General features: G+C 71.0%; 17 protein-coding genes, 1 tRNA gene and 1 pseudogene. 5 read left to right on the forward strand and 14 right to left on the reverse strand.

What is annotated here, in order from left to right:
* The first annotated feature begins 25 nt into the window (after positions 1-25).
* Positions 26-994 (forward strand): acyl-CoA thioesterase, encoded by a 969-nt coding sequence (locus AC1DE0_RS15275; RefSeq protein WP_478102030.1) that lies wholly within the window; start codon positions 26-28, stop codon positions 992-994.
* Positions 995-1,034: 40 nt separating this feature from the next.
* Here AC1DE0_RS15275 and AC1DE0_RS15280 read toward each other — a convergent pair whose 3' ends face one another.
* The 8 genes and pseudogenes from AC1DE0_RS15280 to AC1DE0_RS15315 all read right to left on the reverse strand — a co-directional run bounded on the left by AC1DE0_RS15280 (position 1,035) and on the right by AC1DE0_RS15315 (position 10,839).
* Complete coding sequence (locus AC1DE0_RS15280) at positions 1,035-1,244, reverse strand: dodecin (protein ID WP_478102032.1); 210 nt, start codon at positions 1,242-1,244, stop codon at positions 1,035-1,037.
* 121 nt (positions 1,245-1,365) lie between these two features.
* Positions 1,366-3,174 (reverse strand): malto-oligosyltrehalose trehalohydrolase, encoded by a 1,809-nt coding sequence (gene treZ, locus AC1DE0_RS15285; protein ID WP_478102034.1) that lies wholly within the window; start codon positions 3,172-3,174, stop codon positions 1,366-1,368.
* Complete coding sequence (gene treY, locus AC1DE0_RS15290; RefSeq protein ID WP_478102036.1) at positions 3,171-5,624, reverse strand: malto-oligosyltrehalose synthase; 2,454 nt, start codon at positions 5,622-5,624, stop codon at positions 3,171-3,173. Before treY ends, treZ begins: the two co-directional genes overlap by 4 nt.
* Entirely contained in the window at positions 5,621-7,792 is a 2,172-nt protein-coding gene (gene glgX, locus AC1DE0_RS15295; RefSeq protein WP_478102038.1) for a glycogen debranching protein GlgX, read from the reverse strand. Before glgX ends, treY begins: the two co-directional genes overlap by 4 nt.
* Positions 7,793-7,945: 153 nt before the next feature.
* Positions 7,946-8,041: pseudogene (locus AC1DE0_RS15300) on the reverse strand (SIP domain-containing protein); the annotation flags it as partial.
* 30 nt (positions 8,042-8,071) lie between these two features.
* Positions 8,072-8,896 (reverse strand): SDR family NAD(P)-dependent oxidoreductase, encoded by an 825-nt coding sequence (locus AC1DE0_RS15305; protein ID WP_478102041.1) that lies wholly within the window; start codon positions 8,894-8,896, stop codon positions 8,072-8,074.
* Between the two features lie 39 nt (positions 8,897-8,935).
* Entirely contained in the window at positions 8,936-9,694 is a 759-nt protein-coding gene (locus AC1DE0_RS15310) for an SDR family oxidoreductase (protein WP_478102043.1), read from the reverse strand.
* Positions 9,694-10,839 (reverse strand): acyl-CoA dehydrogenase family protein, encoded by a 1,146-nt coding sequence (locus AC1DE0_RS15315; RefSeq protein ID WP_478102045.1) that lies wholly within the window; start codon positions 10,837-10,839, stop codon positions 9,694-9,696. The genes AC1DE0_RS15310 and AC1DE0_RS15315 overlap by 1 nt, the downstream gene beginning before the upstream one ends.
* A 98-nt stretch (positions 10,840-10,937) precedes the next feature.
* Here AC1DE0_RS15315 and AC1DE0_RS15320 point away from each other — a divergent pair, with 98 nt between their 5' ends.
* Positions 10,938-11,564, forward strand: coding sequence for a TetR/AcrR family transcriptional regulator (locus AC1DE0_RS15320; RefSeq protein WP_478102047.1), 627 nt, complete (start codon positions 10,938-10,940; stop codon positions 11,562-11,564).
* A 38-nt stretch (positions 11,565-11,602) separates the two neighbouring features.
* Complete coding sequence (locus tag AC1DE0_RS15325; RefSeq protein WP_478102049.1) at positions 11,603-12,136, forward strand: 2'-5' RNA ligase family protein; 534 nt, start codon at positions 11,603-11,605, stop codon at positions 12,134-12,136.
* 14 nt (positions 12,137-12,150) lie between these two features.
* Here the strand turns inward: AC1DE0_RS15325 and yczE are convergent, their stop codons facing one another.
* The gene (gene yczE / locus AC1DE0_RS15330; RefSeq protein ID WP_478102051.1) at positions 12,151-12,888 is read right to left on the reverse strand and encodes a membrane protein YczE; all 738 of its coding nucleotides are present in this window, start codon (positions 12,886-12,888) and stop codon (positions 12,151-12,153) included.
* A 60-nt stretch (positions 12,889-12,948) separates the two neighbouring features.
* Between yczE and yczR the strand changes: the two genes are divergently transcribed.
* Both yczR and AC1DE0_RS15340 read left to right on the forward strand, forming a co-directional pair.
* Positions 12,949-14,394, forward strand: coding sequence for a MocR-like transcription factor YczR (yczR, locus tag AC1DE0_RS15335; RefSeq protein WP_478102053.1), 1,446 nt, complete (start codon positions 12,949-12,951; stop codon positions 14,392-14,394).
* Between the two features lie 75 nt (positions 14,395-14,469).
* Positions 14,470-15,534, forward strand: coding sequence for a magnesium transporter CorA family protein (locus tag AC1DE0_RS15340; RefSeq protein WP_478102055.1), 1,065 nt, complete (start codon positions 14,470-14,472; stop codon positions 15,532-15,534).
* A gap of 69 nt (positions 15,535-15,603) precedes the next feature.
* Here the strand turns inward: AC1DE0_RS15340 and ettA are convergent, their stop codons facing one another.
* The 5 genes from ettA to AC1DE0_RS15365 all read right to left on the reverse strand — a co-directional run bounded on the left by ettA (position 15,604) and on the right by AC1DE0_RS15365 (position 21,926).
* Positions 15,604-17,286 carry an energy-dependent translational throttle protein EttA gene (ettA, locus tag AC1DE0_RS15345; protein ID WP_478102057.1) on the reverse strand — a complete coding sequence of 561 codons (1,683 nt, stop codon included), beginning with the start codon at positions 17,284-17,286 and terminating at the stop codon, positions 15,604-15,606.
* A 161-nt stretch (positions 17,287-17,447) separates the two neighbouring features.
* Positions 17,448-18,011, reverse strand: coding sequence for a single-stranded DNA-binding protein (gene ssb, locus AC1DE0_RS15350; RefSeq protein WP_478102059.1), 564 nt, complete (start codon positions 18,009-18,011; stop codon positions 17,448-17,450).
* Between the two features lie 287 nt (positions 18,012-18,298).
* Positions 18,299-20,053, reverse strand: a complete 1,755-nt coding sequence (locus AC1DE0_RS15355; protein ID WP_478102060.1) for a GTPase — start codon at positions 20,051-20,053, stop codon at positions 18,299-18,301.
* Positions 20,050-21,759: a dynamin family protein gene (locus AC1DE0_RS15360; RefSeq protein WP_478102061.1), complete on the reverse strand. Its 1,710-nt coding sequence runs from the start codon at positions 21,757-21,759 to the stop codon at positions 20,050-20,052. The genes AC1DE0_RS15355 and AC1DE0_RS15360 overlap by 4 nt, the downstream gene beginning before the upstream one ends.
* Positions 21,760-21,853: 94 nt before the next feature.
* Positions 21,854-21,926 (reverse strand) — tRNA-Arg (locus AC1DE0_RS15365).
* Between the last annotated feature and the right edge of the window lie 63 nt (positions 21,927-21,989).

The raw sequence follows: 21,989 nt of genomic DNA on the forward strand, positions 1-21,989 counted from the left end.
GTCCAGCGCCCAGTAGGGTCGTCGTGTGAGTGCCGAAGCCCCCGCTGAGCCGCGCCCGCTGCCACCTCTCGAGGACCTCCTCGACGTGCTGACCCTTCGCGACATCGGCACAGCCAGGATCGCCGTCACCGACGTGCTGGGACATGACGCCGCGGAGTCGATCGGAGCGACGTCGGCGCGCGTCTTCGAGGGCCGCAGCCAGAAGATGCCGCACGGGCGCGTCTTCGGCGGCCAGGTGCTGGCACAGTGCGTCATGGCGGCCGGCATCACGGTGCGCGACGTCAACGACGGCGACGGCACCCGGCCGATCCACTCACTCCATGGCTACTTCATGCGGCCCGGCGACGACACCCTGCCGATCCGCTTCGCGGTCGAGGAGATGCGCGACGGCAACTCCTTCTCGACCCGACGAGTCCACGCGGTGCAGAAGGGCGCCCCGATCATGTCGATGACGTGCTCGTTCCAGGAGCGGGCCGGCGGACTCGACCACCAGGACCCCATGCCCGCCGTCGCAGGTCCCGAGGGCCTCGTCTCCCTCGCCGACACCTTCCGTGGCGTCGACCACCCCGGGGCCAGGCACATCGCCGAGTCCCGGCCGATCGAGATGCGCCCCGTCGAGAGCAACATGTTCCTCGACGCGGGCCAGCAGCAGGTCGCCACCAACCACGTCTGGATGCGCGCCATCGGCCGCCTGCCCGACGACCCGCTGCTGCACGCCGCCGTCCTCGCCTACTCCAGCGACTACTCTCTGCTCGAGCCGGTGCTCCGTCGCCACGGTATGGTCTGGACCGACCCACGCCTGCGGGTGGCGAGCCTCGACCACTCCATGTGGTTCCACCGCGACGCCAGGGCCGACGACTGGCTGCTCTACGCCCAGCAGTCCCCCTCTGCGGTCAGCGGACGCGGGCTCTCGATCGGCGAGATGTTCGCCCAGGACGGCACGCTCGTCGCGACGACTGCCCAGGAGGGCATGGTGCGCGTCAAGGAGGCGTGACGCTCAGCAGCCCGGGGGCGAGCCGCACCCCGTCGCGCCGTCAGTCCTCCAGCCGGAACCCGAGCTTGACGGTCACCTGCCAGTGCGCGACGGCCCCGTCGGTGAGCTGGCCACGGATGTCCGTCACCTCGAACCAGTCGAGGTTGCGCAACGTCGAGCTCGCCTTGGCGACAGCGTTACCGACGGCGGCCTCGATCCCGTCCGGCGATGACCCGACGACCTCGGAGATCGAATACACGTGGTTGGCCATGGCTTCTCGATTCGCTCAAGGCACCCGGGCTCTCCGAGCCGCCTCGAACCAAACTAGACCCCTCGCCGGGGCACGTCCGTGCTTCCGAGACCGAGCGTTGCCGAAGGCGACGGCTCGGCCCTCAGGCGGTCCGCACGACGGCGACGTCGTGGMCGTCGAGCCAGACGCCGTGCTCGTCGACGATCGGCGCGCGACCCCAGGACGCGAGGACGTGCTGCACGTCGCCGGCGAGGGGCACCACCTGGCTCCGGCCCGCGAGGTTGCATACGACGTGGACCGAGCCACGCGACAGCACGAGCCAGCGCTCCCGCTCGTCGAACCGGACCGTCGTCGAGCGCAGGTCACCCGACGCGACGTCCGGCTGGGTGCGGCGGACCCTGATCAGCTCTCGGTAGAAGTGGAGCATCTCGATGTGGCCGGGGGCCATGGGCTCGCTCCAGTCGAGCACGCTCTGGTCCCGGGTGGCAGGGTCCTGCGGGTCGGGCACGTCGGCCTCGTCCCAGCCGTGCGCCGCGAACTCGCCACGCCGGCCCGAACGCACGGCGTCGGCAAGCCACTCCTCCTCGAACGAGGTGAAGAACGCGAAGGGGGTGCTCGCCCGCCACTCCTCGCCCATGAAGACCATGGCCGTGTAGGGCGAGAGCAGGTAGAGGGCGGCCCCGATCGCCTGCTTCCCCGGCGAGACCTGCTCGCTGATGCGGTCTCCAGTGGCGCGGTTGCCGACCTGGTCGTGGGTCTGCAGGTAGGCGAGGAACTGGTGCCCCGAGTGCACTGCGGGGTCCAGCGGCGCACCCCACACCGCGCCGCGGAACGTCGAGAACCGACCGTCGTGGAGGAAGGCGTCGGTCAGGGTCTTCGCCAGCACCGACATCGCCCCGCCCCCTGGCCACGCCTCGGTGCCGCCGGCGAAGTCGGCGTAGTAGCCCTGGGTCTCACCGGTGAGGGCGACGTGGAGGGCGTGGTGGATGTCGTCGTCCCACTGCGCCGTCATGCCCCGGCCGGCCTGCGCCGTCGGCGTGACCATCATGGCGTCGTTGAGGTCGCTCTCGGCGATGAGGTCGAGCGGGCGGCCGAGCTCCGCTGCCAGAGAGGCGGTTTCGTCGGAGAGCTGCGCCAGGATGTGCCGTTCGGAGCCGTCCCGCAGCTCGTGGACCGCGTCGAGCCGCAGGGCGTCGACGTGGAAGTCGCGGAACCACCGGCGTGCATTGTCGACGATCCAGCGTCGCACCTCGTGGCTGCCGTCGGCGTCGACGTTCACAGCCGGGCCCCAAGGGGTCGTGTGGGTGTCGGTGAAGTAGGGACCGAACTCGGCGAGGTAGTTGCCGGTCGGGCCGAGGTGGTTGTAGACGACGTCGAGGCAGACGCCGAGCCCGCGGGCGTGGCACGCGTCGACGAAGCGCTGGAAGGCCGCCGGACCGCCGTACGCGTGGTGCACGGCATACGGGGCCACGCCGTCGTAGCCCCACCCGTGCGTGCCGCCGAACGCCGAGACGGGCATGACCTCGACGACGTCGACACCGAGCTCGACGAGGTGGTCGAGGTGGCCGATGGCTGCGTCGAGGGTGCCTTCGGGCGTGAAGGTGCCGAGGTGCAGCTCGTAGACGACGCCGCCCAGGACGCCGCGGCCGTCCCTGCTACCGGGCCAGCCGTCGTCGGCCCAGGCATGCGCCGCCGCGTCGAAGGTGCGGCTGGGCCCGTGCACCCCGAAGGGCTGCCACGCGCTGCGCGGGTCGGGCCTCGGGTCGCCGCCGTCGAGGCTGAACGAGTACTCGACGGGCCCCCGGCTCTGCGGAGTCCATGACCACCAGCCGCCGTCCGTCGGCTCCATGGGGTGACGGTCGGCGTCCCGCCCGGCGGCGGCGACCGGGCTGACGAGCACGTCGACGCCTCGGGCGTTGGGTGCCCAGACGCGGATCTGGTCTGCGGTCATGCGTCGTCACGTACCCGCACGAGCAACGCCACGGGCAGGCCCTCCCTCGCACGGTCGCCGGAGGCGTCACCGCCCACGAGGTCGGCGAGCCGGACCGAGCCGCCCGAGAAGGTGCGCGCCGACACGGCATCGGACCAGACACCGGCCGGCAGGTCGACAGTGGCGTCGCCGAATCCCCCGGTGTCAGCGAGGCGCCCGGCCAGGCGGGTCACGACCGTGACGACCTCGACAGCAGCCGCGGTGCCCCGAGCGAATGCGACCGCATGCTCCGACGTCGTGACCAAAGGCGTGTAGGTCGCGTCCTCGCCGGTGAAGCACTCGGGCCATCCTCGGCGCGTCCGCAGGGCAGCCGCCGTCACCAGCAGCTTCTCGTCCGACAGGTCGGCCGGCGCCGCTCCCCCGTCGAGGCGCGCCAGCCGGTCGCGCCTCTCGTCGTAGTCGACGAGGCGCCGGTTGTCGGGGTCGACGAGCGACAGGTCGACGAGGTCGGTGCCCTGGTAGACGTCAGGGATGCCGGGCATCGTCAGCTGGACGAGCTTCTGCCCCAGCAGGTTGGCCCGGGTCTCGAGGCGGGTCGACTCGACCCACGACTCGACGTGCGCCACGGCTTCGGGCGTTGAGGTCACACCGGTGACGAACCGTGCGACGGCCGCCTCGTAGGCCTCGTTCGGCTCGGTCCACCGCGTGTGCACCTTCGACTCGCGGATCGCCTTGAGCGCGTACGCCTGAAGTCGCTCCTCGCTGATGGGCCAGGCACCGACGACGGTCTGCCAGAGGAAGTACTCGGTGAGCACGTCCAGCTCGTCGGCGCGCCACGCGGTGGCGAGCTCGCGCGCGGTGCGCACCCAGGCCGCCCAGGCCTCGGGTCGTTCGGCGAGCACGAACAACCGGGCCCGCACGTCCTCAGACCGCTTGGTGTCGTGCGTCGACAGCGTCGTCATCGTCTGTGGCCACGTGTCGAGGAGGTGCTCGGCGAACCGGTGGAACTCCCCCGTGTTCAGCCCCACCTGGCGAGGGTCGCCACCCACCTCGTTGAGACCGACAAGCCGCACGTACCGGTAGTACGCGGTGTCCTCGATCGCCTTGGCCATGGCCGGACCGCACGTCTGCTGGAAGCGGACCACGAACTCATCGCGGGCGGCCTCATCCTCGACCGGCCCCTCGCCCAGGGCGAGGTCGACGAGGCCTTCTGCGCACTCCCGGTCGAGACCGGCATACCCGTCGCCGGCCCCCCGCTGCAGCGCGAGCTCGAGCGGCTCGGCCGACAGGCCACCGCGTGGGTGGCCCGGGCGGATGTAGACCCGGTAGCGGTCCATCCCCACGAGCATCGCCTCGAGCACCTCACGCGCCGGTGCCTTCTCGAGGTCGGGACGCGCGCGTGCGACGAGCCGCATGAGGCGGCTCACCTCGGTCTCGAGCATCACCGTGACGACCCAGCGCTTCGACTCCGCGACGATGGCGTCGAGGTCCTGCCGCTCGCCGAGCAGCTGGTCGGACAGGGCCGACAGCGGCTCGGCGCCCGAGGGGTCGACGAAGAGCCCGCCGACGCGCAGCATCGCGTCGTAGCCCGTCGTCCCCGCGGTCTTCCAGGAGTGGGGCAGCGGCTCGTGGCCCTCGAGGATCTTCTCGACGACGACCCACGTGTCATCGGTCGCCTCAGCCAGCCGCGCGAGGTAGCCCTCGGGGTCGGCCAGCCCGTCGGGGTGGTCGATGCGCAGGCCGTCGATCGACCCCGAACGGATGCCCTCGACGAGCCGGGCGTGGGTCGCGTCGAACACCGACGGCTCCTCGACGCGCACCGCGATGAGCGAGGTCACGTCGAAGAACCGGCGGTAGTTGAGCTCGGAGTCGCCGACCGTCCACGAGGCCAGCCGGTAGTGCTGCGCGTCGAGCAGCTCGGTCAGCGGGAGCCCCAGGTCTGTTCCGGGCGCCACGGGGAACACGTGGTCGTAGTAGCGCACGACCGGTTCGCCGTCCTGCTCCCCCAGCGCGATCTCCCCGGCGGCCAGCACCTCGTCGAGCGCCGAGCCGAGCACCGGAAGGAGGAGTCGCCCGCCCTGGGCGTCCCAGTCGACGTCGAACCACACGGCATACGGCGACGTGCGCCCCTCACGGAGCACCGCCCACAGAGGGACGTTGAGCGACAAGGGAGTCGGCGTCGTCATGTGGTTCGGCACGACGTCCACCACGATGCCGAGGCCAGCGGCGTGGGCACGCTCGACGAGCCGGGCGTATGCCGCGTCGCCGCCGATCCCCTCGGCCACCCGTGAGTGGTCGGTGACGTCGTAACCGTGCTTCGAGCCCACTGTCGCCTGGAGGATCGGCGACAGGTAGAGGTGCGTCACGCCGAGGTCGGCGACGTAGTCGACCAGCGCTGCCGCGTCGTCGAGGGTGAAGTCCGGCTCGAGCTGGAGCCGGTGGGTCGAGACGGGCGCGCTGGCATACCTCACGCGATGGCCTCTTCCGCGAGACCGGGCACGATCGGCGAGGCCACCTCACGGGGGCAGCGCAGCACGACGATGCTGCGCGGCTGCACCTGGATCTCCCAGGTCGGCTCGAGCACGTTGTCCTCGACCTCGTGCAGGGCCGTGTCGATGACAGGCACCCACTGCGGGCCGTACTCGTCGTCGGGCAGCGTGAACGTCAGCGCCTCGTCGTGGGCGTTGAACATGACGAGGAACGAGTCGTCGAAGATCTGCTGGCCCCGCGGGTCGGGCTCGGGGATGGCCGACCCGTTGAGGAAGACCATGAGGGACTTCGCCAGGCCGTTGCTCCACGCCTCGTCGTCCATGTGGGCGGCGTTGGGCATCAGCCAGGCGATGTCGCCGAGGTCGCTCTCGCCACCGTGGTCGGCGTTGCCCGCGAAGAAGCGGCGACGACGGAAGACGGGGTGGTCGCGGCGCAGCTTGACGAGCGACTGCGTGAAGGCGAGCAGCTTCTGGTCGTCCTCGTCGAGGATCCACTGGATCCACGAGATGTCGTTGTCCTGGCAGTAGCCGTTGTTGTTGCCCTGTTGGGTGCGGCCGAGCTCGTCGCCGTGCAGGAGCATCGGGACGCCCTGCGAGAAGAGCAGCGTCGTCAGGAAGTTGCGCTGCTGCCGCAGTCGCAGGTCGCGCACCGCGGGGTCGTCGCTGGGTCCCTCGACGCCACAGTTCCACGAGCGGTTGTGGCTCTCGCCGTCGTTGTTGCCCTCGCCGTTGGCCTCGTTGTGCTTGTCGTTGTAGGACACGAGGTCGCGCAGGGTGAAGCCGTCGTGGGCCGTGACGAAGTTGATCGACGCGATCGGCTTGCGACCCGAGTGCTCGTAGAGGTCGCTGGATCCGGTGAAGCGCGAGGCGAACTCGCCGAGGGCGCCCCCCTCGCCGCGCCAGAAGTCGCGCACCGTGTCGCGGTACTGCCCGTTCCACTCGGTCCACAGCGGGGGGAACCCGCCGACCTGGTAGCCGCCCTCGCCGACGTCCCAGGGCTCGGCGATGAGCTTGACCTGGCTGACGACGGGGTCCTGCTGGATGAGGTCGAAGAACGCCGAGAGCTTGTCGACCTCGTGGAACTGGCGGGCCAGCGTGGCGGCGAGGTCGAAACGGAAGCCGTCGACGTGCATCTCGGTGACCCAGTAGCGCAGCGAGTCCATGATCAGCTGCAGCACGTGCGGGCTGCGCATGAGGAGGCTGTTGCCCGTGCCCGTCGTGTCGTAGTAGTGGCTGAGGTCGTCGCTCACGAGCCGGTAGTAGCTGTTGTTGTCGAGGCCACGGAAGGCGAGGGTCGGGCCCATGTGGTTGCCCTCTGCGGTGTGGTTGTAGACGACGTCGAGGATGACCTCGATGCCTGCCGCGTGCAGGGCGCGCACCATGCCCTTGAACTCGAGCACCTGCTGCCCCCGCTGCCCGCCGGCGGCGTAGCCGTTGTGCGGCGCGAGGAAGCCGATCGTGTTGTAGCCCCAGTAGTTCGACAGCCCGCGGTCGACGAGCGGCGCGTCCTGGACGAACTGGTGGACCGGCATGAGCTCGATGGCGGTGATCCCGAGGTCGTGCAGGTGGCTGATCATCGCCGGGTGCGCGATGCCGGCGTAGGTGCCCCGGATCTCCTCGGGGATCTCGGGGTGCAGCATCGTGAGGCCCTTGACGTGGGCCTCGTAGATGACGCTCTCGTGGTACTCGTGCCGCGGCGGCCGGTCGTCGCCCCAGTCGAAGAACGGGTTGATCACGACCGAGTGCATCGTGTGGCGCACGCTGTCGTCGGTGTTGACCTTCGTCGTCGTCGCGGCCTTGGGGTCGCCGAACGTGTACGAGTAGAGCGACTGGTCGTTCTCGGCCTGACCCTCGATCGCCTTGGCGTAGGGGTCTAGCAGGAACTTGCTCGGGTTGCACCGGTGGCCATTCTCGGGCTCGTACGGCCCGTGCACCCGGAAGCCGTAGCGCTGCCCGGGCTGCACGTAGGGCACGTAACCGTGCCAGACGAAGCCGTCGACCTCGGGCAGGTCGAGGCGGGTCTCGTTCAGGTCGTCGTCGACGAGGCAGAGCTCGATGCGTTCGGCTACCTCCGAGAAGACGGCGAAGTTCACGCCCGTGCCGTCGTAGGTGGCCCCCAGGGGGTAGGGCTTGCCGGGCCAGATCTCCATGCAACTTCTTCCGTCGTCGGTCGCGGCCGGATGGCCGCGGTGCCACCGTGTGGCACTGGGCGGACGACGGTGGCCGCAGGCGCCATTCTTGCCTGCTCGCCCCGGGGCCACGCAACACCGGCCGTATGCCGGTCGGCGCGTCGCGTGGTCCGGTCAACTCGCGCGTCCCTGCTTCCAGTACCCCATGAAGGCGACTTGGCGTCGCGGCAGACCTCCTTCATCAACGAGCAGCCGTCGGCAGGCCTTCCATCCACCCGCCTCTCGGCGGCGTTTCCGCCGTCACCAGGGGATCTGCCGCCCGTCACGGAGGAAGGCCCCGGACGGACCGTCGTCGGGCAGCAGGGCAGCCGCGAGGACCGACACAGCCCCCTCCTCGACCGGACGCGCGCCCATCTCCTCGGCCCCCCGCCAGGTCGCCGTCAGCCCCGGACACACGGCGTTGACCAGGACCCGGGTGCCGGCGACCTCGACGGCCAAGGTGGACGTGAGGGCGTTGAGCGCGGCCTTGCTGACCCCGTAGCTCGCCGCAGCACCGCCCCGCCGCGTCAGGCCGAACTGCTCGTCGCCGTGCGACCCGCCACCGCTCGAGACGTTGACGACCCGAGGGTGCGGGCTCTCGCGCAGCAGCGGCAGGAGCACCTGGGTCAGTCGCCAGGGACCGAAGAGGTTGGTCTCCATGACCCGGTGCGCCGCCTCGAGCTCGGCTGCGGACGCCACCTCGGTCCAGTCGACGAACGCAGCGGCATTGTTGACGAGCACATCGAGACGCCCAGCGGCGTCCCTCACCGCCGCCGGCGCCCCCGCGACGGCCTGCGCGTCCGTCAGGTCGAGGTCGATGTCGAGGGCTCGCACGTCGCCTTCGCCGGCCAGCTCCGCAGCTGTTGCGCGGGCGGCCTGCGCGTCGCGACCGGACACGAGCACCGTGACCCCCGCCGGGCGAGGTCGACGACGACCTGGCGTCCGATGCCTCGGGTGGCTTCGGTGACGAGGGCGACGGTGTCGGTCACGGCTTCCTCCTGGGCGGGTCCCGATGGGTGCCCACACCACGTTGGCACCGCCGGGGCCACCCGGGGAAGGGTCCTGTCCACCCTTGTCACCCGGCATACGCCATCTACGAATACCGCTGCCGTGCAACAGGGCTCGCTAGAGTGCGCCGCCCAAGGTGACGCCACCGTCGATGGTCAGGGTCTGGCCGGTGATCCACGACGCGTCGCGGCTCAGCAGGAAGCTGACCGCGCCCGCGACGTCCTCGGGAACGCCGAGACGCTTCATCGGGTATGCGCGCACGACTTTCTCCTCGCGACCCTCGTAGAGCGCCTCGGCGAACTTGGTCTTGACGACCGCCGGGGCGACGGCGTTGACCCGCACGCCGGGGCCGAGCTCGTAGCCGAGCTCGGTCGTCAGGTGGATGAGGGCCGCCTTCGAGACGCCGTACCAGCCGATGACGCCGCTCGCGCCCTGCCCGGCCACCGACGCGAGGTTGACGACGGCGCCCGGGTGCTCGGCATCGCCGAGACCTGCGGCAACCGACTTCTTGATCCAGGAGAAGGCCGCGACGACGTTGACGTCGAGCACCTTCCGCGCGATGTCGACGCCCGAGTCGAGCATCGGACCGTAGGCGGGGTTGATGCCGGTGTTGTTGACGAGCAGGTGCAAGCCGCCGAACGTCTCGCGGGCCGCCGCGATGACCTCGTCCTGGTGAGCCTCGTCGGCCGCGTTCCCGGCGACACCGAGGGCGTGCTCGGGGCCGCCGAGCTGCTCGACGGCCTCGGCGAGGGCCTCGGGCTTGCGCGCGGTGATGACGACCTTGGCACCCTCGGCGACGAGCCGCTCGGCGATGCCGACGCCGATGCCGCGGCTCGCGCCGGTGATGATCGCAACGGCTCCGGAGTGAGCCCCCATCAGAAGCCGAGGTCCCGGCCGATGAGCTCCTTCATGATCTCGTTGGAACCGGCCCAGATCTTCGTGACGCGGGCGTCACGCCAGGCGCGGGCGACGCGGTACTCGTTCATGAAGCCGTAGCCGCCGTGCAGCTGGACGCAGTGGTCGAGCACGTCGTTCTGCACCTGAGAGCTCCACCACTTCGCCTTGGCGGCGTCGACGGCCGAGAGCTTGCCGTCGGCGTGCGCGGCGACGCAGTCGTCGACGTACGCCTCGGCGACCTCGATCTTCGTGACGAGCTCGGCCATGAGGAACTTGTTGTGCTGGAAGGCGCCGATCGGCTGGCCGAAGGCCTTGCGGTCCTTGGCGTACTGGATCGTCTCCTCGAGGATCTTCTTCGCGTGGGCGACGTTCGAGACAGCCGCACCGACGCGCTCCTGCGGGAGGCGCTGCATCATCGCGATGAAGCCCATACCCTCCTCGCCGAGGCGGTTCTCGTCGGGCACCCGCACGTTCTCGAAGAAGAGCTCGGCGGTGTCGGACTCGTCCATGCCGACCTTGTCGAGCTTGCGGCCGTTGGCGAAGCCCTCCATGCCGCGCTCGACCATGAAGAGGGTGATGCCCTTGGCGCCCTTGGACGCGTCGGTGCGCGCCGCCACGATGACGAGGTCGGCCTGGTAGCCGTTCGTGATGAACGTCTTGGAGCCGTTGAGCAGCCAGCCGTCGCCGTCGCGCACCGCAGTGGTCTTGAGGGCGGCGAGGTCGGAGCCGCCCGAGGGCTCGGTCATGGCGATGGCACAGATCAGGTCGCCGCTCGCCATGCCGGGCAGCCAGCGCTGCTTCTGCTCCTCGGTGCCGAGGTCGACGATGTAGGGCGGGCACACGTCGGAGTGGATGCCGAAGCACGAGCTGGTCGCGGCGTTGAAGCGCGACATCTCCTCGGCCACGATCGCGTTGAAGCGGTAGTCGTCGACTCCGGCCCCGCCGAACTCCTCGGGGATGTCGAAGCCGAAGAAGCCCTGCTTACCCGCAGCGGTCCAGATGTCGCGCGGGATGGACTTGAGCTCGACCATCTCCTCGGCGCGCGGCGCGAGCGTGCGGGCGACGAACTCGCGCGCTGACGCGCGCATCGCCTCGTGGTCCTCGTCGTAGATGTTGCGGGGCATGGCGTCCTCCATCGGGCGTGCTCACGGGTGCGGCGCGCGGGTACCGATCGGTAACTAAGCGCTTGCTTAGTCTGACTCCGCTGCGGCATGCTGTCAACGTGCCGCAGCCCACCACGACGCCTCCCGCGACGAGCGCCCCGAGGTCCGACCCCGACGCGTCGACCGTCGAACGGCTGCTGCAGGCTGCGGCCCACGCCTTCGCCGACAAGGGTTTCCACGCCACGACGACCCGCGACATCGCGTCCGGCGCGGGGCTCTCCCCCGCCGGCGTCTACGTCCACTTCGGGTCCAAGGAGGAGTTGCTCTTCAACCTCAGCCGCAGCGGCCACGAGTCGGCGGTCCGGCTGCTCCGCTCGGCCATCAACGACGGCCGCACGCCGGCCGCGCAGCTGGCCAACATCATGGCGCGCTTCTCCGAGTGGCACGTCGAGCAGTACCAGGTGGCCAGGGTCGTCCAGTACGAGCACCACCACCTGACGCCCGACCACCACGCCGAGGTGCTGGCCCTGCGCAAGGAGATGGACTCCCTCGTGCGCGACGTCCTCGACCGGGGCGTCACCGACGGCGCCTTCACGGTCGACGACAGCGCCGACACCGCGCTCGCGCTGCTCTCGATCGTGGTCGACGTCGCGCGGTGGTACTCCCCCACGATCCGGCGCACCCCGGCCGAGATCGGCTCGACGAACGCCGCTCTCGCTTTGCGCCTCGTCGGCGCCACGCACTGAGCCTGGACGGCGTCGACAGCACCCGGAGCGTCGAGCGCGTGCGGACTCCCGGGCACAGCGTGCTGCAGGTGCCGGTGCCGCCGCTCGAGGCCTTCGTCCGCGCGCGCCACGCGCACTACGACCCGGCGTACGTCTCCCGCGACCCCGCCTTCGTGCACGCCCACGTCACCGCCCTCGGCCCGTTCCTCCCCGCCCCGTCGCTCACGCCTGCCGCACTGGCCGAGGTGGCGCAGATCGCCTCGGGCACAGCGCCTTTCGACTTCACGCTGGAGCACATCGACACCTTCCCCAACGGCATCGTCCACCTCCTTCCGGAGCCGGCGGGGCCGTTCGCCGAGCTGACGCGACGGCTCTGGGCGGCCTTCCCGCAGTGCCCGCCGTATGCCGGCGCCTTCGACGACGTCGTGCCGCACCTGACGCTCGACGCCGTCTCCGACCACGTCTCGGAGGCGTCGACCGCGCGTGACGTGGGGGCATCCCTCCCGGCGTCCTGCCGTGCGGAGGAGCTGCAGCTGGCCTGGTACGAGCCCGGCTCGTGCCGGGTGCTGCACTCCTGGCCACTCACGGGCTGAGGGAGCAGCGACGGTCAGCTCGGCGTGGAGCCGATGGCTGTGGGCGGGGTGACAGGGGCGACGCCGTCGGCGTCGCCCCGTCCTGCGTCGTCCGTCACCGGCAACCCGCGGGACGAGCCGAGCTCGACGGTCAGCCGCGGGAGGAAGAACTGGACGAGCGGACCGATCGACACGGCATACAGCACGGTGCCGAGTCCGACGGGACCACCCAGCAGCCAGCCGACCGACAGGACGACCACCTCGATGGTGGTGCGCACCAGTCGGATGGACAGGCCAGTGCGGCGGGCGAAGCCGGTCATCAGCCCGTCGCGCGGGCCGGGGCCGAGCTGGCTGCCGATGTAGAGGCCGCCCGCGACGCCGTTGAGAACGATGCCGGACGTCAGGAGCACGACCCGGGCCCACAACGAGTCGGGTGGTGCCAGGAGGGCCAGGCCGGCGTCGGCGGCGAGGCCGATGACGACGACGTTGGCGACGGTCCCGAGGCCGGGCCACTGCCGCAGCGGAACCCAGAGGAGCAGGACGAGCGCGCCGACGATGATCGTGACCTGGCCGAACGACAGGGGCACGTGCGTGGCGATGCCGGCGTGGAAGACGTCCCAGGGGTCGAGGCCGAGGGTCGAGCGGATCATCATCGCCATCGAGACGCCGTAGAGCGTGAGGCCGACGAGCAGCTGGACGACGCGGCGCGGCAGGCGGCCGGCGCGCAGCTGTTGGCGCGGAGAGAGGTTCGCGAGAGGGACATGACGTCTCATGTCCCCATCCTCTCCGAGACTGGCCTTACTTCTAAGGGCCAATCATGCGAGAGTGGCCTGATGCGCACCGTCTCGGCCCGCTCACTGGCCTTGCTTCTCGGGACCGATCCGCTGCCGCGGCCCACGTATCGCGGCCTGGCCGACGGAATCCGCCGCCTCGTCGCCGACGGACGGGTGCTCGTGGGCACCCGGCTGCCGAGCGAGCGCACGCTGTCGAGCGAGCTGGGCCTCAGCCGCACCACCGTCGGCGCAGCGCTCGACGCCCTGCGCGACGAAGGGTTCGTCGCCACCCGCCGCGGGTCCGGCAGCGTCGTGTGCCTGCCCGCCGGCCCATCGGGCCTCGCCCTGTCGCAGGCCGGCCTGATCCCCACGGACGTCCCGCCGGACGTCATCGACCTCACGTATGCCGCCCTCCCGGCCGCCGCCGGGGTCACCGCCGCCTACGAGCGGGCCCTCACCGAGCTGCCGCGCCACCTCGCCACCGCCGGCTACGACCCGCGCGGCCTACCCGAGACCCGGGCAGCGGTCGCGGCGTGGTTCGAACGACGCAGCCTGCCGACCTCACCCGACCAGGTCGTCATCACCTCCGGGGCACACGGAGGCCTGTCAGCCGTCCTCCGGGCCTGCCTGGAGCCCGGCGACCGCGTGCTCGTCGAGAGCCCCACCTACCCGAATGCCATTGTCGGAGTGAGGCGTTCGTCGTTCCGCGCCGTGCCCGCCCAGCTCACCCCGACGGGGTGGGACGTCGAGGCGATCGAGGTCGCGCTGCGTCAGAGCGGCGCGCGGGCGGCATACCTCATCCCCGACCACCAGAACCCCACCGGGCTCGTCATGGACGGCCCCACGCGTGAGGCCCTGGCTCCCGTCTTCGCCCGGTCGGGCACGGTTCCCGTCGTCGACGAGACCTTCGTCGAGCTGGGCCTCGACGAGTCCCCGGGCTCGCCCTTGCCTGCGCCTTTCGCCGCGACCGCCGGCGCCACGCACACGCTCGGCAGCGCGGGCAAGACGTGGTGGGGCGGCCTCCGGGTCGGGTGGGTGCGGGCACCCGAGGGGGCCGCCGAGGCCGTGATCGAGGCCCGGCACAGCCTCGACCTCGGCACGGCGATCCTGGAGCAGCTCGTCGTCGCCGACCTCCTGCGCCAGGGCGAGACGCTGCTCGTCGACCGGCGTCGCGAGGCCCGAACGCGCCGCGACGCCCTTGTGGCCGCTCTCCGGCGACACGTGCCCGACTGGCGCTTCAGCGTGCCCAGCGGAGGCCTCAACCTCTGGTGCGAGCTGCCCGCCCCGCGCGGCGACGAGCTCGCACGCGTGGCCGAGTCCGCCGGCGTGCGCCTCGCCCGCGGCGGCCAGTTCGGCGTCGAGGGCGGCCTCTCCCGGTGGGTGCGCGTGCCCTTCTGCGTCGCGGCCGACGAGGCCGACGAGGTGGGCCGACGACTCGCGGCGGCCTGGGAGCTGGCCCTCGGCGAGCGTCCCGCGTCGCGTGAGGTCACCCCTCTCATCGCGTGAGCCTCGCCGCGGCCTGATTGCGTGTAGCAGGGCACCGGAGCCGCAGATGCGTTCGGGGACTGGAAGACTGAAGGGGTGAGCAGCAGCGACGCGGGGCGAGTGACGAGCTGCCGGTGGGAGCACGGCAAGGTCGTGGAGCAGGGCTTTGCGCTCGACGACGTCTCCGACCACCTGCGCGACGAGGCCTCGCTCGTGTGGGTCGACCTGTGCGAGCCCGACCACGCCGAGCTGCGCGCCCTCGCCGAAGAGCTCGGGCTCGACCCGCACGCCGTCGAGGACGCCGTGACGGCCGGCGAGCGGCCGAAGGCCACGCGCCATGCCCGGCACACGTTCCTGACGGTCTACGCGACGCAGCTCGACGGGGCCCCGGCGCAGACGGCGCCCGATGGGCAGGTCGCGCCGACCCGGCGACGCGTCGACCCCACCGCCCGCGAGTCGCGGCTCCGGACGAGACGCATCTCCGCCTTCGTGCTGCCCCGCGGCATCATCACGGTCCGCGCCGACGACTCGTTCGACATGCAGCCGGTGCTCGAGCGCTGGAACGACGACCCGGAGCTGCTCCGGCTCGGTGTCGGCGCCCTCGTGCACGGCCTGCTCGACACGGTCGTCGACGGGCACTTCGAGACGATCCAGCAGCTCGACGACGCCATCGAGGGTCTCGAGGACCTCCTCTTCGACGAGAGCGGCCACGTGCACGCGGTCCAGGTGCGCACCTATCGCCTGCGCAAGGAGCTCGTCGAGCTGCGCCGGGTCGTGCTGCCCATGCGCGACGTCGTCAACGCGGTTCTGCGCCACCGCAGCGACCTCGAGCAGCGACATCCCGAGCTCGACGGCTTCTACGACGACCTCTACGACCACGTCCTGCGGGCCGCGGAGTGGACCGAGTCGCTACGCGACATGGTGACCACCGTCTTCGAGACCAACCTCTCGCTGCAGGACGCCCGCCTCAACACCGTCATGAAGAAGCTGACGGGCTGGGCCGCCATCATCGCCGTCCCCACCGCCGTCACCGGCTGGTACGGACAGAACGTGCCCTACCCCGGGTTCGGGCAGCCGGTGGGGGTGCTCGTCAGTGCGCTGGTGATCGTCGGCATCGCTGCGGCGCTCTACGTGGTCTTCCGCCGCAAGAACTGGATCTGACCGCACGACGACGGGCCGGGCACCGTGGTGCCCGGCCCGTGGCCCGTGACGGCATCGCCGTCCGAGAGGTCAGTCGCGCGTCAGCTTGCGGTAGGTGACGCGGTGCGGCCGGGCGGCCTCCGGGCCGAGCCGCTCGACCTTGTTGGCCTCGTAGGACTCGAAGTTGCCCTCGAACCAGTACCACTTAGCGGGGTCGTCCTCGGTGCCCTCGTAGGCGAGGATGTGGGTCGCGATGCGGTCGAGGAACCAGCGGTCGTGGGTGATCACGACGGCGCAGCCCGGGAAGTCGAGCAGCGCGTTCTCGAGGGAACCGAGCGTCTCGACGTCGAGGTCGTTGGTGGGCTCGTCGAGCAGGAGCAGGTTGCCGCCCTGCTTGAGGGTGAGCGCGAGGTTGAGACGGTTGCGCTCGCCGCCGGAGAGCACGCCCGAGAGCTTCTGCTGGTCAGGACCCTTGAAGCCGAACTGCGAGACGTAGGCCCGCGAGGGGATCTCGACGTTGCCGACCTTCATGTAGTCGAGGCCGTCGGACACGATCTCCCAGAGGTTCTTCTTCGGGTCGAGACCCTCACGGCCCTGGTCGACGTAGGAGATCTTGACGGTGTCCCCGATCTTGACCTCGCCCGAGTCGGGCTGCTCGAAGCCGACGATCGTCTTGAACAGCGTCGACTTGCCGACACCGTTGGGGCCGATGACGCCGACGATGCCGTTGCGAGGCAGCGAAAACGACAGGTTGTCGATGAGGACGCGGTCGCCGAAGCCCTTCTTGAGGTTCTTGACCTCGATGACCGTGGAGCCGAGGCGCGGGCCCGGCGGGATCTGGAGCTCCTCGAAGTCGAGCTTGCGGGTGCGCTCGGCCTCGGCCGCCATCTCCTCGTAACGAGCGAGTCGGGCCTTGCTCTTGACCTGACGGCCCTTGGCGTTGCTGCGAACCCACTCGAGCTCGGTCTTGAGTCGCTTGGCGAGCTTCGCGTCCTTCTTGCCCTGGATCTGCAGGCGCTCGGACTTCTTCTCGAGGTAGGTCGAGTAGTTGCCCTCGTAGGGGTAGAGGCGACCGCGGTCGACCTCGGCGATCCACTGGGCGACGTTGTCGAGGAAGTAGCGGTCGTGGGTGACGGCGATGACGGCGCCGGGGTAGGACTCGAGGTGCTGCTCGAGCCACAGCACCGACTCGGCGTCGAGGTGGTTGGTGGGCTCGTCGAGCAGCAGCAGGTCGGGCTTCTGCAGCAGCAGCTTGCACAGCGCCACACGGCGGCGCTCACCACCGGAGAGGTTGGTGACGGGCGAGTCGGCGGGCGGGCAGCGCAGGGCGTCCATCGCCTGCTCCAGCTGGCTGTCGAGGTCCCACGCGTCGGCGTGGTCGATGTCCTCCTGCAGCTTGCCCATCTCGCCGAGCAGCGCGTCGTAGTCGGCGTCGGGGTCGGCCATCTCGGCGGAGATCTCGTTGTAGCGGTCGAGCTTCGCCTTGATCTCTCCGGCGCCCTCCTCGACGTTGCCGAGGACGGTCTTCTCCTCGTTCAGCGGCGGCTCCTGCAGCAGGATCCCGACACTGGCGCCCGGCGCCAGGCGAGCCTCGCCGTTGCTCGGCTGGTCGAGGCCCGCCATGATCTTGAGGATCGTGGACTTGCCGGCGCCGTTGGGGCCGACCATCCCGATCTTCGCGCCCGGGTAGAAGGACATCGAGACGTCGTCGAGGATGACTTTCTCGTTGTGTGCCTTGCGCGCACGGGTCATGGTGTAGATGTACTCGGCCATGCGCACACGCTATCTGTCTGAGCACGCGTGACCGAATCGGCGTCCGCCCCACGGGGACCCCGGCGCAGATCCCGAGCCGCCGACGCGGGACGGCTGCCGGCTGCGGCGACGGAAGCGGACCGGTCGCCGCAGACCGGTGCCGTCGGAACGCCCCCGACGCCTCAGGCGGAGGCCCCGACGACCTCGTAGTCGTCCGTCTCGGGGTCTCCCGTCGCAAGGGTGCCAGCCTCGGGCTCGTAGTCGTCGTCGACGACACCGTCGGCATCGACATAGGCGGGTCGGTCAGCCGCCGACGACTCGGAGAGGGCGCGCAGCGACTCCTGAACCTCGGGGTCGGCGGTGCGGTCGTGACCCAGCGCGGCCGCGCGGCTGACCCGCTCGAAGCTGGCCCGACCCCACGAGAAGTCGTGCCCGATGTGATCGGCGTCGATCTGGGCTGCGTTGCGGGTGGTGCCGTCGTTGCCGATGTAGGTCCTGATCGCGACCTTGCCCTCGACGAGCACGGGTTGGCCTTTGCGCAGCCCCCGTGTCGTGTTGGCCGCGAGCGCGTTGAATGCGATGACGTCGTAGAAACTCGTGTCACCGTCGATGAACTTGCCGTCCGCGTTGCGGCGGTACGGGGTCGTCGCGACGCGAAACGTCGTGTAGGGCGAACCGTTGCGGGCGACGCGCTCGACAGGCTCGTCGACGACGTTGCCGTGCAGGGTGATGCGGATCTCGTTCATGCGTGGGCTCCTTGGCTGGTCCGTGACGGCCCGATGCCGCCTGGAGCCCACCCTCCGGGCATCCCCGGGTGCTCGGACAGCCCACTCTCTTCCGCTGTGGACAGCCAGCCCCGGCGCCGAGGGGATGTGGACGACTCACTGCAAGCACCGCGCGTCGAGGTGACCGCTCGCGCCCCGGCGCGACGGCATACCTCGATCGACCGCGGGCTCAGCTGGGTCGAGGTGATTCCCCGCGGGTCAACGCGACGGCATACCTCGAACGCGGTCAGGGCGCGGTCACGAACGGGTCAGCCGACAGCGGTGTCGAGGTGCTCGCGCGTCTCGCGGTGGCGCATGAGGACCTCGTCGATCGGCACCAGGATGTGCTCGTCGGCCACGGCCGCGACCGACTCGGAGAGCCGCTTGCCCACGACGGCGCGTCGGTGGCGTGCCCCGACGCGGGCCCAGAACCTCGACAGCACCCCGAGCCCGAGGCCGAGCAGGACGCCGGCGATGAGCATCACCAGCGGGAGCGGCAGGATGCCGACCGCGGGGGTCTCGGGTCGCGGGAGCTGGAGCAGCGCGAAGCCCCACAGCACGGCGTACCAGACCAGGCCGGCCAGCGCGACGAGCCCCAGGACCCACTGGATGATGTTGACGGTGAACCACCAGACCGGCCGGCGGGCGCGCAGCGACGTGCCGATCACGGCACGGTCGAGCGCGTCGGTGAGGTTGCCCTCGCCGCGGTCGACGGCGTCCTCGACGGTCTGGGCCCAGCGCACCGGGAGCGACTGCGACGCATCGCGCACGAACGCACGGGTCGCCACGTCGACGGCTGAGACCGTCGACACGCTCGGCGCCGGGATCGACGACCGCCCGAGCACCGCGCGCACGTCGGCGCCGTCGATCGCCACGGGAATCGGGGGCCGCCCGCCCGTGCGGTCGAGCCGGAGCCTGCGCAGTGGGTCGGCCGCGAAGCCCTTGGTCCAGCGGGCAAAGAGCCAGCCGGTGTGCGCGAACGCCTCGCGCCGGTAGTCGCGCGCGACGGCGTCGAGGACGATCGGCACGCCTGCGGCACGGGCCAGCGACGTGTCGAGCACGTCGCGCGGGATCGCGCCGACGTCGGCCTCGCCGTCTGCGACGCCGGCGCGCAGCCGGACAGCCGCGCCCACCACGTCGGCCTTGAGCCGCTGTCGCGAAGCGGCATGTCCTGCAACGGCATTGGCCAACCGCTGCTTCAGCTCGGGGATGCCGTTGCCGGTGACCGTCGACGTGGCCAGGACCGTCGCGCCAGTGACACCGTCGGCGACGAGGAGGCGTGCGAGGTCCTTGCCCACCGTCTTGACACCCTCCCCCGTCAGCCGGTCGGACTGGTTGAGGACGGCGAGCGTCACGGCGTCGTGCTGCGACATGAGGCTGACGAACTCGTCGTGCAGGCGGGCGTCGGCGTACTTCTGCGGGTCGGTCACCCACACGAACACGTCGACGAGCTCGAGCACGCGCTCGGCCTCACGACGGTGCGACAGCTCACGCGAGTCGAAGTCGGGCAGGTCGAGCAGGACGAGCCCGTCGAGAGACCCGACCAGGTCCACCGCCGCCGGGGCCTTCACACGGCCCTTGCCCCCGCCGCCACCCGACGGGACACCCGACGGGACACCCTTCGGGGCATTCGTCGGAACAGCGGTGTCGACGACGTGGCGCGCGTCGACACCGAGCCAGTCGAGCAGCTCGGAGGCGTCGGCATCTCCCCAGATCCCGGCCGTCGGGCGCGAGGTCGTCGGCCGACGGGCGCCGATGGTCGCGACCTCCGCGCCCACGAGCGCGTTGAAGAGCGACGACTTGCCGCTGCCCGTGGCGCCCGCGAGCGCCACGACCGTGTGCTCGCCGCCGATGCCGGAGCGTTCCACGGCCTTGTCGACGACGCGACGCGCCGCCTGGACCTGGGTGGGGTCGAGCTCGTCGGCGCCTGACACCAGAGCCATCGACAGCTCGGTGGTGCGCGTGCCGAGCTCGGCGGCCGACACGCCCTGAACGGTGGCCCGACCCATCCTGACCGGGCTCATCGAGCGTCCTTGACGGCCGCGGCGGCCGCAGCCAGGCGGTCGGTCTGGTCGGTGTCGACCTGCAACGTCGAGACAGCTCCTTCGTAACGGGCGACCTCGACGGCGTACAGCTCGTCGACGCGGGTGGTCAGCAGCTCACGGGCCTTGCGGGCCAGCTCGCGCACGGCCTGGTCGCCGAAGACGGCCTCCAGCAGCTTCTGGCCGACCACGGCAGTGCCGCCGGCGATGCCGACCTCGGCGCCCGTGATGCCCGCAGTGCTCGCGAACGTGACGAGCATCAGCACGACCCCGAGCCCGTTGACGCCGTAGGCCATGATGCGGGCGGTGGTTCGGCGGTCCTTGCCCTCGTCGCGGACCATCTGCAGGATGTCGCCCTGCCAGTCGCGCACGAGGCGCTGGATACGGGTGTCGAGATCGCTGCTCGACCGGGCCAGACCGGGGTTGGCCACGATGAGCTGGTCGCCGCCCGGCAGGGTGCGCCAGACGCGGGCGATCGAACTGGCCGCGAGCTCGCCGCGGTTGACGACGAGGGACTCGACGCCCGACTGGAGCGCCTCGCCCAGGTGGTCGGCGCGCGCCGGCTCGCCCCGGAGGAACGAGGTGAAGCGGTCGCGCACCCGCGAGACCGTCGACTCGACCTGCCGGAAGAACTCGCCCGTGCCGACGAACTCCTGCCAGCGCGCGAGCACCTCGCCGCGCAGCAGGGTCCCGTCGACCATGCCGTCGTGCACCTGCGTGCCGGCCTCGGCGTATGCCGCCTCGGCCGCTCCCATGAGCGTGCGGCCCGCCGCCGTTTGCTCCTTGGAGGCCGTGACGAGCGACTGGGCGCGGGCTTCGAGCGAGACCAGGGCGCCCTGAAGCGTCTGCCGGACGACGGCGGCCCGCGCCTGGGCGTCGCCCGCGAGCGCCGCGAGCCAGCCGCGCAGCCGCTGCGTCTGGTCGTCGGGCAGCAGGCCGTCGACGAGCTCGGACTCGACGACGGTGAAGATCGGTGCCTGGTCGAGACCCTGCTCGCGCAGCATGCCGGCGAGGTGGGTGCGGATGTCGTCGAGGGCCGCCGGAGGCACGCGGTCGAGGACCACGGCGACGGCGGTGCCGCGCTCGGACGCCTCGCGCAGCAGCTCCCACGGCACGGCGTCGGCGTAGCGCGCGGCCGTGGTCACGAAGATCCAGAGGTCCGCGGCGGCGAGCAGCTGGGCCGCCAGGTCGCGGTTGGCCTCGACGACGCTGTCGATGTCGGGCGCGTCGAGCAGGGCGAGACCTGCAGCCACCTCGTCGGTCGGCACGAGCCGCACCGCGCCGGGTCCGTCGGAGGCCGAGTGCCGCCCGGTGATGCGGGCCAGCCCGGGGAGAATGCGGGGCCCGGAGAACCACGCCGCGTCAGAGGGGTGGTGGATGAGCACCGGGGACCGGGTGGTCGGTCGCAGCACGCCGGGCAGACTCACCTCGCGGCCCACGACGGAGTTGACGAGCGTCGACTTGCCGGCGCCGGTCGACCCGCCCACGACGGCGAGCAACGGGGCGTCGAGCGAGGTCAGTCGCGGGATGACGTAGTCGTCGAGCTGGTCGAGCAGTCGGGTGCGCGCGAGCCGTGCAGCCGGGGCGCCCGGGAGGTCGAGCGGGAGGGTGGCATCGGAGACGGCGGATCGCAGGGCCTGCACCGCCGAGAGGAGGCGGGCGTTGCCCACTCCTGTATCACCTGCCACGCCTGAATCCTTCCGTGTCGCGTCGGCACAACCAAACCCATCGGCGGGCGTGCCGTGAACACGTACCCAGTCGTGGCGCCAATCCTGGCGTGGGCGCCCCCGGCAGGACTCGAACCTGCGACCAAGAGATTAGAAGGCTCTTGCTCTATCCGCTGAGCTACGGGGGCGGTCGCCCGGAGCGGGCGCGGTCCAATGATAGGCACCGGCGTCGACGCCCTGACCGACCGCCC

Source organism: Terrabacter sp. 05T424 (genome assembly GCF_056396225.1).

Excerpts from the sequence above, each read along its gene's own strand:
- AC1DE0_RS15280 (WP_478102032.1), bottom strand. The coding sequence starts at position 1,244 with ATGGCCAACCACGTGTATTCGATCTCCGAGGTCGTCGGGTCATCGCCG.
- glgX (WP_478102038.1), bottom strand. The coding sequence starts at position 7,792 with ATGGAGATCTGGCCCGGCAAGCCCTACCCCCTGGGGGCCACCTACGAC.
- AC1DE0_RS15305 (WP_478102041.1), bottom strand. The coding sequence starts at position 8,896 with ATGCCGGGTGACAAGGGTGGACAGGACCCTTCCCCGGGTGGCCCCGGC.
- AC1DE0_RS15310 (WP_478102043.1), bottom strand. The coding sequence starts at position 9,694 with ATGGGGGCTCACTCCGGAGCCGTTGCGATCATCACCGGCGCGAGCCGC.
- AC1DE0_RS15315 (WP_478102045.1), bottom strand. The coding sequence starts at position 10,839 with ATGCCCCGCAACATCTACGACGAGGACCACGAGGCGATGCGCGCGTCA.
- yczE (WP_478102051.1), bottom strand. The coding sequence starts at position 12,888 with ATGAGACGTCATGTCCCTCTCGCGAACCTCTCTCCGCGCCAACAGCTG.
- yczR (WP_478102053.1), top strand. The coding sequence starts at position 12,949 with ATGCGCACCGTCTCGGCCCGCTCACTGGCCTTGCTTCTCGGGACCGAT.
- ettA (WP_478102057.1), bottom strand. The coding sequence starts at position 17,286 with ATGGCCGAGTACATCTACACCATGACCCGTGCGCGCAAGGCACACAAC.
- ssb (WP_478102059.1), bottom strand. The coding sequence starts at position 18,011 with ATGAACGAGATCCGCATCACCCTGCACGGCAACGTCGTCGACGAGCCT.
- AC1DE0_RS15355 (WP_478102060.1), bottom strand. The coding sequence starts at position 20,053 with ATGAGCCCGGTCAGGATGGGTCGGGCCACCGTTCAGGGCGTGTCGGCC.